17 protein-coding genes are annotated in these 14,779 nt (G+C 48.0%); 12 read left to right on the plus strand and 5 right to left on the minus strand.

The window, feature by feature from the left end; genetic code table 11:
- The first annotated feature begins 47 nt into the window (after positions 1 to 47).
- Entirely contained in the window at positions 48 to 1,316 is a 1,269-nt protein-coding gene (locus BR63_RS16020; RefSeq protein WP_051966288.1) for an MFS transporter, read from the plus strand.
- Between the two features lie 106 nt (positions 1,317 to 1,422).
- On the opposite strand, the gene tnpC is transcribed toward BR63_RS16020, so the two are convergent.
- The 5 genes from tnpC to BR63_RS16045 form a co-directional block, all read right to left on the minus strand.
- Positions 1,423 to 3,000, minus strand: coding sequence for an IS66 family transposase (gene tnpC / locus BR63_RS16025; protein WP_051966286.1), 1,578 nt, complete (start codon positions 2,998 to 3,000; stop codon positions 1,423 to 1,425).
- A 103-nt stretch (positions 3,001 to 3,103) separates the two neighbouring features.
- A complete protein-coding gene (gene tnpB, locus BR63_RS16030) occupies positions 3,104 to 3,466 on the minus strand; it encodes an IS66 family insertion sequence element accessory protein TnpB (RefSeq protein ID WP_051966285.1) in 363 nt (120 codons plus the stop codon).
- A complete protein-coding gene (gene tnpA, locus BR63_RS16035) occupies positions 3,463 to 3,768 on the minus strand; it encodes an IS66 family insertion sequence element accessory protein TnpA (protein ID WP_034425842.1) in 306 nt (101 codons plus the stop codon). Before tnpA ends, tnpB begins: the two co-directional genes overlap by 4 nt.
- Before the next feature lie 112 nt (positions 3,769 to 3,880).
- Entirely contained in the window at positions 3,881 to 4,570 is a 690-nt protein-coding gene (locus BR63_RS16040) for a hypothetical protein (protein WP_153802192.1), read from the minus strand.
- A gap of 254 nt (positions 4,571 to 4,824) precedes the next feature.
- Positions 4,825 to 5,064, minus strand: coding sequence for a hypothetical protein (locus BR63_RS16045; RefSeq protein ID WP_034425837.1), 240 nt, complete (start codon positions 5,062 to 5,064; stop codon positions 4,825 to 4,827).
- Positions 5,065 to 5,530: 466 nt separating this feature from the next.
- On the opposite strand from BR63_RS16045, the gene BR63_RS19615 reads away from it, so the two are divergent.
- From BR63_RS19615 to aroA, 11 genes are all read left to right on the plus strand, one after another.
- Positions 5,531 to 5,677, plus strand: a complete 147-nt coding sequence (locus BR63_RS19615; RefSeq protein ID WP_243270008.1) for a sigma 54-interacting transcriptional regulator — start codon at positions 5,531 to 5,533, stop codon at positions 5,675 to 5,677.
- Between the two features lie 43 nt (positions 5,678 to 5,720).
- On the plus strand, positions 5,721 to 5,993 hold the full coding sequence (locus BR63_RS19620; protein ID WP_051966283.1) for an AAA-type ATPase lid domain-containing protein: 273 nt from the start codon (positions 5,721 to 5,723) through the stop codon (positions 5,991 to 5,993).
- Positions 5,994 to 6,001: 8 nt separating this feature from the next.
- Positions 6,002 to 6,154, plus strand: a complete 153-nt coding sequence (locus tag BR63_RS16055; protein ID WP_161781905.1) for a helix-turn-helix domain-containing protein — start codon at positions 6,002 to 6,004, stop codon at positions 6,152 to 6,154.
- A gap of 285 nt (positions 6,155 to 6,439) precedes the next feature.
- Positions 6,440 to 7,579, plus strand: coding sequence for an acyl-CoA dehydrogenase (locus BR63_RS16060; RefSeq protein WP_034425835.1), 1,140 nt, complete (start codon positions 6,440 to 6,442; stop codon positions 7,577 to 7,579).
- A 66-nt stretch (positions 7,580 to 7,645) separates the two neighbouring features.
- The gene (locus tag BR63_RS16065; RefSeq protein WP_034423508.1) at positions 7,646 to 8,428 is read left to right on the plus strand and encodes an electron transfer flavoprotein subunit beta/FixA family protein; all 783 of its coding nucleotides are present in this window, start codon (positions 7,646 to 7,648) and stop codon (positions 8,426 to 8,428) included.
- 15 nt (positions 8,429 to 8,443) lie between these two features.
- On the plus strand, positions 8,444 to 9,379 hold the full coding sequence (locus BR63_RS16070; protein WP_187142715.1) for an electron transfer flavoprotein subunit alpha/FixB family protein: 936 nt from the start codon (positions 8,444 to 8,446) through the stop codon (positions 9,377 to 9,379).
- An 11-nt stretch (positions 9,380 to 9,390) separates the two neighbouring features.
- Entirely contained in the window at positions 9,391 to 10,692 is a 1,302-nt protein-coding gene (locus BR63_RS16075) for an FAD-dependent oxidoreductase (RefSeq protein ID WP_187142717.1), read from the plus strand.
- Entirely contained in the window at positions 10,689 to 10,976 is a 288-nt protein-coding gene (locus tag BR63_RS16080) for a ferredoxin family protein (protein ID WP_034425919.1), read from the plus strand. The genes BR63_RS16075 and BR63_RS16080 overlap by 4 nt, the downstream gene beginning before the upstream one ends.
- A 340-nt stretch (positions 10,977 to 11,316) precedes the next feature.
- Positions 11,317 to 12,330, plus strand: a complete 1,014-nt coding sequence (gene aroF, locus BR63_RS16085) for a 3-deoxy-7-phosphoheptulonate synthase (protein ID WP_034425920.1) — start codon at positions 11,317 to 11,319, stop codon at positions 12,328 to 12,330.
- 17 nt (positions 12,331 to 12,347) lie between these two features.
- Positions 12,348 to 13,451, plus strand: a complete 1,104-nt coding sequence (locus tag BR63_RS16090; protein ID WP_034425923.1) for a prephenate dehydrogenase — start codon at positions 12,348 to 12,350, stop codon at positions 13,449 to 13,451.
- A 38-nt stretch (positions 13,452 to 13,489) separates the two neighbouring features.
- Positions 13,490 to 14,776 (plus strand): 3-phosphoshikimate 1-carboxyvinyltransferase, encoded by a 1,287-nt coding sequence (gene aroA / locus BR63_RS16095; RefSeq protein ID WP_034425927.1) that lies wholly within the window; start codon positions 13,490 to 13,492, stop codon positions 14,774 to 14,776.
- Positions 14,777 to 14,779: the final 3 nt, after the last annotated feature.

The following is a 14,779-nucleotide window of genomic DNA, read 5'->3' on the forward strand; positions in this document are numbered from 1 at the left end:
TAAAAAATGATATAATTTATATATCAATAATTGAGTGAGGCTGTTTTATGGCACAAAAAATACTCGGTTTTCCGGGAGATCTATCTTCTCACGCCCTCTCCTCCCTGAAACACCGCAATTTCCGGCTGTTTTGGTTCAGCCAGATGATATCCCTGATGGGGACCTGGATGCAGAATATGGCCCAGGGCTGGCTCGTTCTTTCCCTTACCGATTCAGCCTTTAAACTGGGCCTGGCTACTGCTGTCCAGTTTACCCCCATGCTCCTGTTTTCCTTGGTGGCGGGGGCAGTGGCTGACAGGCTGCCTAAGAGACGGATGCTCATCGCCACTCAGGTGAGCTTAATGGTACCGGCTTTAATTCTGGGGATCTTAACAGTGACCAACAGGGTACAGTACTGGCATGTTATGGTCCTGGCCGGCCTCCTGGGAACTGCCAATGCTTTTGATATGCCTGCCCGGCAATCTTTTATCGTGGAGATGGTAGGAAAAGCCGATCTGATGAATGCCATTGCCCTGAATTCCTCCATCTTTAATGCCGCCCGTGTTGTAGGGCCTGCCTTTGCCGGGTTAACCATTGGCTGGTTCGGCATAGGGCCCTGTTTTCTTCTTAACGCTGCAAGTTTCCTGCCCATTATTATCAGCCTGACACTGATCCGGACCTCGCCTGTGGGGCAGAAAAAGGAAAAGCTTAGTGAGGCCAGGCTTTGGGAGAATATCCGGGAAGGTTTAAGTTATATACGGCAGACTCCTCTTATTTTGAGAACGATTATTCTCATGGCCCTCATGAGTATTTTTGCCCTTAACTTTAATGTGCTTACGCCTGTTTTAGCCCGCGATAACCTGGGGCAAGGTGCCGAAGGGTACGGTTATTTAATGTCGGCCATTGGCATCGGAGCCTTAATGGGAGCTCTCACACTAGCCATGATCAGTCATCATGGGCCCCGGCCAAAAATCCTGCTGGGAGGTGCTGTGGGACTCTGTACCTTTGAGGTTCTCTTAGCACTAACTACTTCTTATACGTGGGCTCTTTTACTCCTTGCTCTCACCGGCTGGTCTATGATTACTTTTACAGCTTCGGTCAATACAACCTTACAGCTCAATGTTCCTGACCATTTACGGGGAAGAATCATGAGTGTCTATGCCTTGGTTTTCGGCGGCGTACTGCCTATCGGCAGCCTCTTCAGCGGTTATGTGGCCCAGCTGTGGGGTGCGCCCCGCAGTCTGGTACTGGGTTCTCTCCTGGGGCTCTTAAGCATCATTAGTGTGGTCCACTTGGAAAGGCGGGAAGATTCCCGTACCGGCAGTAGTAGTATATAAAAGCACTTAACAGACAAAAAGGTAAGCGCTTAATATCAGGGCGCATTAAGAAAAGTTAAACCCCGGCACAGTTGACTTTGTCGTACCGGGGCATAGATACCTATATTTAACAATTTTCATTATAACAATAATCAGGCAGATTCTCGGACCAAGGCATTAAGTTCTCCAGAAGCGAAGGACAATTCTTGAAGTCAAGAGCTGGCATTGTGCTGAAGATATGTACCAGATATTTAAAAATATTGAGTTTGTTAGCTTTGGCTGTCTCTACAATGCTGTAAATAACGGCACTGGCTCTGGCTCCTTTGGTTGTGTCGGCAAACAGCCAGGATTTCCTGCCGATTACAAATGGCCTAATTGCGTTCTCAGCTCGGTTGTTGGACAATTCGATTTGTCCATCTTTAAGAAATACGCCTAGTGAAGCTTTTTGGTTTAAGGAATAAGTTATGGCCTCGGCAAGTTTTGAGCCTTGGAGAGGGTTCACGGTTTCAAGCCATGACAAGTAAGCCTCAAAGATTGGCCTGGACTGTTCCTGACGCTTAAGTTTCCGTTCTTCCGGAGTAAGTTCTGTTAAATTCTTTTCTATAGCAAAAAGTTGGTTGCAATATTCAAATCCAACGGCAGCAGTAGAACCTCGGATATCTCCACCCTTAGGCAGCGCCTCCTGGTACTTGCGCCTTAGATGAGCCCAGCAGCCGCATCTGGTGACATTCTGTACCTTGTCGTATCCGCTGTAACCATCGGTCTGCAGATAGCCGCTGAATCCCTGCAGGAAGCGACGGGCGTGTTCTCCGGAACGTGTTGGCTGGTATTCAAAAAGTATTATCGGTGGATTTCCAGTATTGCCCGAACAATACACCCACATCCGCGAATCGGACGATGGTTTTTTCCCTTCTTCCTTAAGTACCTGAATCACACTTTCGTCCGCATGAATTACAGCCTCTTTAAGAAGACGAGATTTCATCCTTTCCCAAAGGGGTTCGAGCCAGTCAGTTGCTGCCCGGATGATCCAATTAGCCAATGTCGCTCTGGATAAAACGATACCTTGATTAGCCCAGTCTTTTTCCTGACGGTACAGAGGCATGGCATTTACATACTTCTGATACATGGCGTAAGCTACTGACGAGGGGGAAGCAAGACTCTTCTTAATGACTGGAGCGGGAACAGGTGCTTTTATAATCGTAGCTTCTCCTGTCTCCTTCTCGCAGCTTGCACAGACATAGTTCTCACGAACATAGCGCAGGAGTCTCGTCTGGGCCGGTATGAACTCCAATTCCTCCCGTACAGTTTCTTTGCCGAGGATTCTCATTTTCCCGCCGCATTCCCCGCAGACACGCTTTTCTTCATCCAGCTCACAGAGAATTTCGGTCACAGGAACATTGGCTGCCAGCTCTTCTTTGGTCCGTTTGTTTTTGCGAACATGCCCGGAAACAGTAATTGTTTTAGGCTCTGGTGCGTTGCGGTCAGCCTCGGCCTCAGCTTCGTTGAAAAGAGAAGGCTGGTTTTCATCTTGGCCAAGGACATATTTTCTCTTTTCACTGGATTGCCCATACATGGCCTTTTGAAAGTTGGCAAGTATATTCGTAAGCCGATCTACATGCACTTTCAGGTCTTGCACTTGCGTTTCCAGGGATGTTATGTATGCAGTTACCTCAGGCGCTAGGCCCGTTAAATCAAATGTTCTCATTTTATTTTATTATAACATAAAAAGACCCAAAAACCTAGCAAAATCAAGGTTTTGGGCCGTTTTTACAACAAAATCTTTAAATATTGTGGTCTTATTTATTTTTCTAGTAAAAATCTCTGGCTTTAATCTCACCAAAACCCTTAGGCGGGTCTATGGACATCCCTTCCAAGAGTAGACTAAGCTGCCTGACCGTTATGCTTCTTACATCGGCTGGCTTTTGGGGCCATATAAACTTAGCGCCTGCACCGTCCAGCCTTTTGTAATACAAGATAAAGCCGTTGCGATCCCAGCTTAGGGCTTTTAACCGGTTGCGGTCTTTATTGCAGAATAAGAACAAATAGTTGCCGAAGGGATCCATTTTGAATTCTTGTTTCACCATGATAGCCAGGCCATCAACGGACCTGCGTAGGTCCGTGGTTCCACAAGCTAGATAAATCCCATCATAGCTGGTGATGTCTTTCATCATAAGCTATCCACAACTTTCAGCACGTCTGCAAGCAACGCCAAGTTTAATCCGGGATCTGCATGGATGGTCCATTTGCCGCAGTTTAACTTGATTCGGCCGGCAACCTGTTCTTCTTTCGGCAACGTTACAGCAGCCCACTGCTGTTTCCCGTGTTCTATTACCATTTGATTTTTCCTGTTAACTTTGCTTGCCCAGGAAACGTACTGCCGGTATTTGATTCCTTTTTGTTCACACCAAGCCTTTGCGGTCATTCCACTAGCTCGACATTCGGCAACCAGGACCTGCCGTTCTTTAGCGTCCATCTTATTATCCTCCATTTCCGTGATTTTATGGAGATATTATGGCACGCTTGGAACCAGCCGGCCAGGCACCCTAATATTTAGCGCTTACACAAAAAGCCCTTGGGTGTCAAAGTCACTCAAGGGCTTTGGTTTTTTTAAAGAAAGCATGAAAGCTGCGCCAGTTACTAAGCATACCCACACCCAGGACCAAAAACAGGATGAGGAGCAGGATTCCCCATTGGTAAAACCACAGCTTTACTGCTAAAAAAGCAGTGTTCATCCCATAAATGCCGGCTATGGCCTCATCCCAGGAGGTGCCTTTGCCCAGTTCCGCCAGCAGAAGAGAGAGTTTTTCTGGAGTCTGTTTTTTTCCCAGGTGGCCCAGGATTTTACCTTTTATACCCTTATTGTGAAAATACCCCTGGCTCAACTCTTTCTGCAGGTAAAAGGGGAGTGACTGCCAGGAGGAGCCAAAGTTTGCCCTTAATAGATAATAAGTATCTATTTTGTTCTTCCAGTCTTGCTCCGGGAGAAAATCTTCATCTCTCAATAGGAGATAGTTACCAGATCTAACCTCGCTCAGGTCCACCCGTGTATCGCCGATGACCACCAGCTTCCATGAAAAGCCTGGCGGGAGCTTCCTCTCTATTTCCTCCCAGTAGCTAAGAACACTGTCCCTGATTATCTCCCTGTTTTGGGCGTTTTTTGTGATGGCCAGGTAAAAGCTGTCAGGGTTTCCATCGGTAGTGAACAATAACTCCGGGTGTAAATAAAAGAATGATTTTTCGGGAGAAAGGGTTTCATTACCTTCGTGGTCTGTCACAATTAACTGGTACCGCAAATGGTTAAAAGGCCGGGGCACCGGTATGTCGACCGATACATCGAAGGAGTAGCTTTGTTCCCACCAGTTTATCTCCTGTTCTCTGGGTTCCTCCCCTTCCCACTGGTACTTCAGGTATATTCTAATTTAATATCAAGAGGCATTTTTTGAGAAGTGCCTGGATAATAAGGGGTCAAATCCAGGTAATTGATGCCAAAGGTATGAATGTTACTTCTGGTGAAAAAAAAGCGAGTATTTTAACTCGCTATTGCTTCACAATCATGACAGAAACTGATATCCAGCCTATTGAGCTGTTCCTTCACATGTTGTACATGGGCAATGGTCTCTTCGATGTGACAGAGTGGCCCTTCGTTATACTTTAATTGGATATCAGCGCAGTGGATGAGCATATTTTTTAGTTCTTCAATTTGTTCCAGGATATGAGAGACTTTCGTTTCCATCATCAGATAATATAAAGCATCACTTGGCTGTTTCATAGCAGGAACCCCTCCTTTACCTTTCTTTGTTTTTATTATATGTAATCACAATTGGGAAATAAAGCGTGAATATTCGAATAATTAAATGTTTCTTTTCACAAGCTACCTTAAATCAGTATATAAAGATAGATTGTGAATATAAAAACATAAGTGCGGTGTTTTCTCAAAAGGATAGGGGGTTGTTTTTATCAATAAAAGCGGGTAATCTTTCGGAAATTTTAAGGTATTTTTTAATTTCAAAAGGGCTTTGCCCGGCGAAATTCTTTTAGACTTTGGGAAAACAGGATTGTGAATATTCTTCACAAATAACAGGATTTTAGTTATATTAGGGCGAATAATGTTTTAATGTTATGGACTTCACAATAAGTGGTAAAAGGAGTACGGCCATGTTAGTCAGTGAGTTAATGGAAGCCGTTTTAACGGGGGTACGATTTTCCTGGATGAAGTAGGTGATATGCCTTTAAACATGCAGAGTAAACTGCTGCGAGTTCTTCAGGAAAAAGAAATAGAAAGGGTGGGAGGAAACAAACCCATAAAAGTCAATGTACGGGTGATTGCAGCGACTAACCGCATGCTGGAAGAACTCATCCGGCAGGAAAAAATTCAGGTCTGACCTTTACTACCGGCTTAATGTAGTCGAGCTGGTCATACCCCCTTTGCGGGAAAGAAGAGGCGATATTCCTTTACTGGTAGAGAAGCTTTTGAAAAAGATCTCCTTTGAATTGGGGCGTCCGGTTCCGGAGATTGCCAGTCAAACCATGGATATTTTTATGAACTATTCCTGGCCCGGAAATGTCCGGGAATTGGAGAACATTCTGGAACGGGTCCTGAACTTTATGGACGGGCCGGTAGTCCAGCCTTACCACTTGCCCTTGCATATCAAAAAGCTACTGGAGAGAATAGACAGCAGGATAATGCTTTCAACTTAAAGCTGGTAGTGGAGGAAATTGAAAAACAGGTCATCCAGCGTGCCCTGGAACGAACCAATGGCAACAGAATACAGGCCGCCAAACTTTTGGGCATCAGCCGGGCTAATATATACCAGAAAATGGAGAAATATAAACTGCTTTCCCATGACCACTGTCTCTGAATTGAGACAGTGTATTTTTTTTGAGACCGTCGACCGGGCCTTTAGTGAGCACCGTTCTGCCTGGAACTGTCCTAAATTATGGATATAAGTTGTGAAAGTGTTCTTTAAGCCGCCTTGTCAAAATCTTGGCAATCAAGGAAAGGCTAAGTTTTTCCTTATGGCATGAAAATTGCATTGTTTAAAGAGAAATTGATGTCTGGAGAGAGCTCAAAAAAGGGGTTTCGGGGATTATTTAGGAGATAATGTGATAGTATAAACTTTCACAATAAAAAGGAGGTAAGGTATATGAATTTTCAATTGACGGAAGAGCAAGAATTAATCAGAAGAATGGCCAAAGAATTTGCCGAGACGGTGGTAGCCCCCAGAGCTGCGGAAATTGATAAAAAGCATGAATTTCCCAGTGATATCGTAGTCCAGATGGTGGAGTTAAATCTGATGGGTATTCCCTTCCCTGAAGAATATGGCGGTTCCGGAGGGGATAACCTGAGTTATATCTTAGTGGTAGAGGAGATCTCCAAAGCCTGTGCCACCACAGGTATTATTCTTTCGGCCCACACTTCGTTGGCTTCCTGGCCCATTTACCAGTTTGGTACTCCCGAACAGAAAGAAAAATATTTAAAGCCCCTCTGCAGCGGGCAGAAATTAGGAGCCTTCTGCTTGACAGAACCTAACGCCGGCACTGATGCCGCCAGTCAGCAGACAGTAGCCGTACTCGATGGGGACTACTATATTCTCAACGGTTCCAAGTGTTTTATTACCAACGGCGGTTATGCCAGCACTTACATAGTTTTTGCCATGACAGACAAGAGCAAAGGTGTCAAAGGTATCAGCGCCTTTATCGTGGAAAAGGACTTTCCCGGTTTTGCCGTAGGCCAGTTTGAAGACAAGTTGGGCATTCACGGTTCTGCAACCGCCGAAATCATTTTCAAAGATTGCAAAGTACCCAAAGAAAACCTCCTGGGTAAAGAAGGTGAAGGCTTTAAGATTGCCATGACTACCCTGGACGGAGGCAGGATTGGTGTTGCCGCCCAGGCTTTAGGTATTGCCCAGGCTGCTTATGAGGCGGCTTTGAAATATGCCAAGGAAAGGCACCAGTTCGGCAAACCCATCAGCGCCAACCAGGCCATCCAGTTTATGCTGGCCGACATGGCTACCCAGATCCAGGCAGCCCGTCACCTGGTCTACCATGCCGCTTTCCTCAAGGGTAGTGACCAGCCTCATACTAAGGAAGCTTCCATGGCTAAATTACATGCCTCCGAAACCGCTATGCAGGTAACGATTAAAGCCGTACAGATCCATGGCGGTCACGGTTACACCACGAACTACCCCGTGGAACGCCATCTGCGGGATGCCAAGATTACCGAAATCTACGAAGGAACTTCAGAAGTGCAGCGTATGGTCATTGCCTCTAATATTTTACGGTAATCAAAAGAAAAAAAGGTTTTCGGTCAGCCCAGGCTGGCCGAAAACTTAGTTGCGGAGGAGAGGAATATGCCCAACATAATTGCCTGTTACAAATGGGTTATCGATGAAGCCGACATCAAAGTGGATGCAAAGACCCGGGAGCTCCAATTCGACCGGGTCAACTACAAAATCAGCGAATACGACCGTAACGCCATTGAAGAAGCGGTCAAAATCTGTGAAGCTCAGGGAGGAGAGGTTATAGCCCTGACAGCCGGTACGGAAAAAGCCAGGGCTTCCTTAAAAGATGCTCTTTCCCGGGGGCCTGCCCAGGCTATCTATGTGAATGATGAGCTTTTAGGCAATGCTGATGCCTTTATCACCGCCCGTGTCCTGGCCAAAGCTGTGGCCAAGGTGCCTGATTATCAAATGATTATCTGCGGCGAAGGTTCCAGCGACCAGTACAACCAGCAGGTAGGCCCCCAGTTGGCCGCTCTCTTAGGAATTCCCGCCATTACCTTTGTCAACAAACTTACCGTCTTACCCGATAAAGTAGTGGCCGAGCGCAAACTGGAAGACGGCATCGAAGTGGTGGAGGCCGCTTATCCTGTCCTCGTCACCGTTCTGCCCGACATTAACAAGGCCCGTATTCCCAGCCTTAAACAGATCCTGGGCGCCAGCAAAAAACCGGTCAAGGAGATTAAACTTCCGGAACTGGTACTTACGCCAGAAGAACTCAAACCCCGTTTTAAGGTAGCCAGTACCTTAGCTTACGTCATGGCCAGGAAACAGCAGAGAATCACCGGTGACAGCATAAACGAAATGGCAGAAAAAGCAGCGGCTGCACTAATCAAAGAAGGCGTCGTGGGTTAGGAGGGAGGAAAAGCAATGAACATCTGGGTAATAGCCGAACAACAAGAACTGGCCCTGGAACTGACAGGGGCAGCCCGTACCCTTTCGGGAACAGCGGGTGAAGTTATCACCGTCCTCACGGGGACAGAAGCCCAGGCCCAAATGGCAGTAAAAAGTGGTGCCAGCAAATGTTACTACATAAATGGGGAGATGCCCTTAGAAAACTATGCTGAGTCTTTGGCCAAAGCCCTCAAAACAGCCAAACCAAGACTCATTCTCATAGGAGCTACCAGAAGAGGCAAAGACCTGGCTGCTAAAATCGCTGCTCTCCTGGGTGTGGGTTGTGCCACCGACGGCAAAAACATAGAATTTACCGCCGAAGGCGTAAAAATAGAAAGAATGGTCTACGGAGGCTTGGCCGTCAGTACTTTGATCTCCCAGGAAGAAACCGTAATTGTCACCGTTCCTCCCAAGACCTATGAAGCTCCCGCCCAAGAGGAAAGAACAGGAGAAGTGAAAGCCTTTACCGGCCAGCCCAGTACTAAGGTAAAAGTCGTGGAAAAACGCGCTAAGCCCAAAGATGCTGTCAATATCGCTGATGCAGCCGTCGTTGTGGGTGTAGGCCGCGGTTTTGCCAAACAGGAAGACCTTAAACTGGCCGAAGACTTGGCCAAAGTCTTAGAGGGAGAACTAGGCTGCAGCCGTCCTGTAGCCGAAGACCTCCACTGGCTGCCTGAAGACCGTTACATCGGCATCTCCGGTCAAAACATCAAACCCGGCCTTTACCTCTCCTTAGGTATTTCCGGGCAAGTCCAGCACATCTCCGGCATCCGTGATGCCAAAATCATCTTTGCCGTAGACAAAAACGAAAATGCGCCCATCTTCCAGAATGCCGACTACTACATCGTCGGTGACCTCTACCAGGTCGTACCCGCCCTGGAAGAAGCCTGCAAGAAGGCCCTCAACAAATAGGGGGATGAAACATGAGCGAAGAAAGATTTGACTGTATCATCGTGGGGGCAGGGCCGGCGGGCAGCGCCGCCGCCCTTACCCTGGCCCGGGCCGGCCTCGAAGTCCTCGTCATCGAAAGAGGCCTGCAAGCCGGCAGCAAAAACATGACAGGAGGCAGGCTCTACGCCCACGCCCTGCAAAAAATAATCCCCAACTTCTGGGAAGAAGCACCCGTCGAAAGACGGGTTGTCAAAGAAACCATCACTATGATCACGCCTTCCGGCAGTGTTTCCCTGGACTACAAGAGCCAGCGCTACAACCAGGAACCCTACCACTCCTTTACAGTCCTAAGAGCCCAATTCGACCAGTGGCTGGCCACTAAAGCCGAAGAAGCCGGGGCCGTCATCGCCACCGGCGTCAGAGTCGATGACCTTTTACGGGATGACCAGGGTAAAATCATTGGCGTCATTGCCGGCGAAGACCAAATGCTGGCCAACGTCGTCATCGCCGCCGACGGAGTCAACTCCCTTTTAGCCCAGAAAGCGGGCCTAAGGGGCGAACTCAAAGACATTCACGTGGCCACAGGCGTCAAAGAAGTCATCGAACTGCCAAGACAAGTAATAGAGGACCGCTTCCAGCTCACAGGAGAAGAAGGGGCTGCTCAGCTCTTTGTGGGCCGGTGCACCCAAGGAATCCAGGGCGGCGGTTTCCTCTACACCAACAAAAACACCATCTCCATAGGTCTCGTCATTACCTCCGGGGCTATAGGAAAAAGCAAAATAAAAATTGCTGACTTAATCGAAGAATTCAAGACCCACCCCAACATCGCTCCTCTCGTAACCGGGGGTAAAGTCGTCGAATACTCGGCCCATTTAGTACCCGAAGGCGGCCTAAATATGCTGCCTGCCCTCTATACAGACGGGCTTTTAATCGCCGGTGATGCCGCAGGTTTAGTCTTAAACACCGGCTACATGGTCAGGGGCATGGATTTAGCCATCTACTCCGGCATCGCTGCTGCTCAGACCGTCATCAAAGCCAAAGAAAAAGAAGACTATTCCAAAACATCCTTAAGTCATTACCAGGAACTTCTTAAAAACAGCTTTGTTATGAAAGACCTGGAGACCTACAAAAATGCCCCGGCCTTCATGGAACAGACCACCCGGATCTTCACCACCTATCCGCAATTAGCCGACAACATCCTCTACAAACTGTTTACCGTATACGGTACTCCCGCCCAGCATCTTTTACCCATGGTCATGGGCGAACTCAAGAAGAATAATATATCCATCTTTGATTTGGTCAAAGACGGTATAAAGGGGGTCAGGGCCCTATGAAGAAACTCTCCATCGAAGAACGCCTGGGTTTCAACAAATTCAATGTGGACGATGATGAAGCCCATATCACTATAAACAAAGAAATCTGCCGCACCTGTACGGAAAAGCCCTGTCTTTATGCCTGTCCTGCCCTTTTATACAACTTAAACGAAGCGGGAGAAATGACCTTTGATTATGCGGGATGCCTGGAATGTGGGACCTGTCGGGTGGTCTGTCAAAAGCAAGGGGCCATCCAGTGGAATTATCCCCGGGGAATCTTTGGGGTCCAGTTCAGATATGGGTAAAATAATTTAAAGATTATAAAGTGTGGTTGCTGCACCATTTAACCACAGGCCGTTTTCTTAGGAAACGGTCCTTATTTTTAGATAAAAACATTTTAGATAAAAAGGGCTTGCATTTTTATAATAGAGGGAATATAATATACAAAAATTGCACCAGTGAAGGGACACAAATTCCGTAGGATGGTAGGTTTGTTCCCCTGGAAAAGTGAATTACTGGTAGGATGGTAGTATGGTAGGAAGATACGTGTGTGTCAGGCACCCTTCCTAGGGGTGTCTTTTTGTATTTATTTGCACCCGTATGCTGGCCATACTTACCTAAAAGAAAATGAAGGAGGTATGGAAAATGATTGTCGTCATGAGAACAGGTGTCAAAGAAGAATTGGTTGACAAGGTGGCTAAGAAGCTAGTAGAAAACGGCTTCCAGATCCATCTTTCCGTAGGGGTGGAAAGAACCCTCATCGGAGCTGTGGGAGATAAGTCCCATTACATGGACTTAGCCCTGGAAGCCATGGAAGGTGTGGAAAAGGTTATTCCTATCCTGGCGCCTTACAAACTGGCCAGCCGGGAATTTAAACCCGACGATACCGTTATCAGAATAGGTGACGTTACCATAGGCGGAGAGGAAATCCAGGTCATGGCCGGACCCTGCGCTGTAGAAAGCAGGGAGCAGCTTTTGGAAGTAGCGGAAATGGTGAGAGAAAGAGGAGCCCGTATTCTAAGGGGCGGGGCCTTTAAACCCCGGACTTCTCCCTATGCTTTCCAGGGCCTGGAGGAAAAAGGACTGGAATACCTGGCCGAAGCCCGGGAAAAGACGGGTCTCTTAATTGTTACGGAAGTAATGGATACGCAAAAGGTGGCTATGGTTGCCCAATACGCCGATATTTTACAGATTGGAGCCAGGAACATGCAGAATTTTCCTCTGCTGCGGGAGGTAGCCAAATGTAACAAACCTGTCCTCTTAAAAAGGGGACTCAGTGCTACCATTGAGGAGTGGATTATGGCTGCCGAGTATATCATGGTTAGCGGTAATCACCAGGTTATCCTGTGTGAAAGAGGAATCCGTACTTTTGAATCTTTTACCCGGAACACTCTGGACCTTTCCGCGGTTCCCGTCATTAAAGAATTGAGTCACTTACCCGTTATTGTCGATCCCAGTCACAGTACTGGAAAATGGAAGCTGGTACAGCCTATGGCCCGTTCCGCCATCGCTGCCGGCGCCGATGGCCTGATCATAGAAGTTCATCCCAAACCTAGTGAAGCCCTGTGTGACGGTCCCCAGTCTGTAACGCCGGAGAGATTTTCCAGTATCATGGAAGATTTACAAAAAATGGCCGTTGCGATGGGGAGAACCATCTGACCGGGAGGCGGTAGAGGGTGATTAGAAATATTACCATTATCGGCTTAGGGGTGATCGGGGGCTCTCTGGGGATGGCCCTTAAGAAGAAAAAGCCCGAGATAAAAGTATGTGGTATTGATACGCGGCAGGAGGTCCTGGGCGAAGCAGTGGCCCGAAAAGCTATTGATTGGGGTACTCTCCATTTTGAGGCTGCCGTAAGGGATGCTGAAGTCATTTTTTTAGCTACACCCATGACGGCAATGCCTGTGGTCTGCCAGGAAATTGTACCCTTCTTAAAACCAGGTACTATTATTACAGATGTGGGTAGTACCAAAAGATATATCGTGAATACTTTGCAGGAAATCTTACCCCCTACTGTCCAGTTTGTAGGCGGTCACCCCATGGCCGGTTCCGAGAAAGGGGGCCTGCAGGGGGCCCATGAACTGCTTTTTGAGAACGCTGCCTATATCCTTACCCCTACTTTAAAAACTTCAAGTAACGCCATGGAGACGGTAAAACAACTGGTCCAGGACGTGGGAGCCAAGGTTATCCTTCTTTCACCCGAGGAACATGACCGGAAAGTAGCGGCGGTAAGTCATTTGCCTCATCTGGTGGCCAGTGCCCTGGTTTCTACTGTGGGTGAGCTGGAAGAAAGGGAGAAGGGGTATTTTGCCCTGGCCGCAGGGGGATTCCGCGATTCCACACGTATTGCTGCCAGTAACAGTGAGATGTGGTGTGATATTTTCTTGCAGAATGAAAAGGCCCTTTTACCCCTTGTCCGGGGGTTTAGGGAATCCCTGGAACGACTGGAAAAATACATTGAGGAGAAGAATGCCCAGGCCTTGCTAGAGATGCTGAGACAGTCCCGGCTGTGGCGGGAGGGGTTGCCTACGGGGCTCAAAGGCATTGTTCCCCAGTTACATGAAGCAGTGGTGATTGTCCCTGACAGGCCGGGAATTATTGCGGAACTCTCCAACCTTCTAGGGGAACAGGGCATTAATATCAGCGATATAGAAATACAGCCGGTAAGAGAAGATGACGGCGGTATCATCCGCTTTGGTTTTATCCGTGAAGAATGGAGAAACCAGGCTGTAGAAATTCTTCAAACTAAAGGCTTCCCTGTACGGAAAACTGGGGTATAATAAATGGTAATTATGCTGGGTAAGAGGAGCCGATGTAAATGCGTATAACCATAACACAAACTGAGAAGATGGAAGGGACGATCCAGGTCCCGGGAGATAAATCCATTTCCCACCGTTCCATCATGCTGGGGGCCTTAGCCCAGGGCGTTACCCGGATTGAAGGGTTCCTCATGGCCGAGGACTGCCTGAGTACTGTGCGCTGTTTTAGGACTCTGGGAGTTCCTATCACGATGGAGGGTAAAAGCGTCCGGGTAGAGGGCAGAGGACTCTACGGCCTGCAGGAACCCGAGGATGTTCTGGATGTGGGTAATTCAGGTACCACCATCCGGCTGATGATGGGTATCTTGGCCGGGCAGCCTTTCACCTCTTTTCTCACGGGTGATCCCTCCATACGCCGTCGTCCCATGGGGAGAGTGGCCAAACCCTTAAGGGAAATGGGGGCTAATATTGTGGGGCGCCAGAACGGAAACCTGGCTCCTCTGGCAGTCCAGGGAGGAAACCTGAAACCAATATCTTATAAAACACCTGTGGCCAGTGCCCAAATCAAATCATCTATTCTTCTGGCCGGTCTCTATGCTCCCGGCTGGACTGAGGTTATTGAACCTGAGCAGTCCCGTAATCACTCAGAATTGATGTTAAAAGCCTTTGGCGCAGAAATTGAAACAGATGGACCAGCCGTCCGTGTCAAAGGCGGAGCACAACTAAAAGGGCAGCAGGTGCAGGTGCCAGGGGATATTTCTTCGGCGGCTTTCTTTATGGTAGCCGGGCTCATTGTTCCTCAGGGAAAGATCGTTATTGAAAATGTAGGTTTAAACCCCACCCGTGATGGCATCTTAGAGGTTTTACAGGCCATGGGGGGAAAAATCCGTTTATTCGATACCCGTGTGGTAGCAGGCGAACTTATTGGTAATATAGAAATACAGAGCAGTGAGCTGCGGGGTGTGAGTATTGGCGGTGCCATTATACCTCGCCTCATTGACGAAATACCCGTGCTGGCTGTGGCTGCCGCTTTTGCTGAAGGAGTTACAGAGATCCATGATGCGGCGGAATTGAAAGTAAAGGAAAGTAACCGTTTGTATGCCATCAGTGAGGGCTTGACCAGACTGGGGGCGCAAATTGAGGAACTCCCCGACGGTCTGCGTATCATAGGCGGTAAGCCCTTAAAAGGCAATGTCTGCCAGAGTTATCATGACCACCGTATCGCTATGGCTTTGGCTGTCGCGGGACTGCGTGCTGAGGGGGAAACTCACATAGAAGACGGGGAGGCTGTGAATATCTCTTTCCCCGAATTCACCCAGCTCATCAGCCAACTGCAAAAGGTGTGAGTA

Source organism: Thermanaerosceptrum fracticalcis (genome assembly GCF_000746025.2).
Lineage (GTDB): Bacteria > Bacillota > Peptococcia > DRI-13 > DRI-13 > Thermanaerosceptrum > Thermanaerosceptrum fracticalcis.

Excerpts from the sequence above, each read along its gene's own strand:
- BR63_RS16020 (WP_051966288.1), top strand. The coding sequence starts at position 48 with ATGGCACAAAAAATACTCGGTTTTCCGGGAGATCTATCTTCTCACGCC.
- tnpC (WP_051966286.1), bottom strand. The coding sequence starts at position 3,000 with ATGAGAACATTTGATTTAACGGGCCTAGCGCCTGAGGTAACTGCATAC.
- tnpB (WP_051966285.1), bottom strand. The coding sequence starts at position 3,466 with ATGATGAAAGACATCACCAGCTATGATGGGATTTATCTAGCTTGTGGA.
- tnpA (WP_034425842.1), bottom strand. The coding sequence starts at position 3,768 with ATGGACGCTAAAGAACGGCAGGTCCTGGTTGCCGAATGTCGAGCTAGT.
- BR63_RS16045 (WP_034425837.1), bottom strand. The coding sequence starts at position 5,064 with ATGAAACAGCCAAGTGATGCTTTATATTATCTGATGATGGAAACGAAA.
- BR63_RS19615 (WP_243270008.1), top strand. The coding sequence starts at position 5,531 with ATGCAGAGTAAACTGCTGCGAGTTCTTCAGGAAAAAGAAATAGAAAGG.
- BR63_RS16060 (WP_034425835.1), top strand. The coding sequence starts at position 6,440 with ATGAATTTTCAATTGACGGAAGAGCAAGAATTAATCAGAAGAATGGCC.
- BR63_RS16065 (WP_034423508.1), top strand. The coding sequence starts at position 7,646 with ATGCCCAACATAATTGCCTGTTACAAATGGGTTATCGATGAAGCCGAC.
- BR63_RS16070 (WP_187142715.1), top strand. The coding sequence starts at position 8,444 with ATGAACATCTGGGTAATAGCCGAACAACAAGAACTGGCCCTGGAACTG.
- BR63_RS16075 (WP_187142717.1), top strand. The coding sequence starts at position 9,391 with ATGAGCGAAGAAAGATTTGACTGTATCATCGTGGGGGCAGGGCCGGCG.
- BR63_RS16080 (WP_034425919.1), top strand. The coding sequence starts at position 10,689 with ATGAAGAAACTCTCCATCGAAGAACGCCTGGGTTTCAACAAATTCAAT.
- aroF (WP_034425920.1), top strand. The coding sequence starts at position 11,317 with ATGATTGTCGTCATGAGAACAGGTGTCAAAGAAGAATTGGTTGACAAG.
- aroA (WP_034425927.1), top strand. The coding sequence starts at position 13,490 with ATGCGTATAACCATAACACAAACTGAGAAGATGGAAGGGACGATCCAG.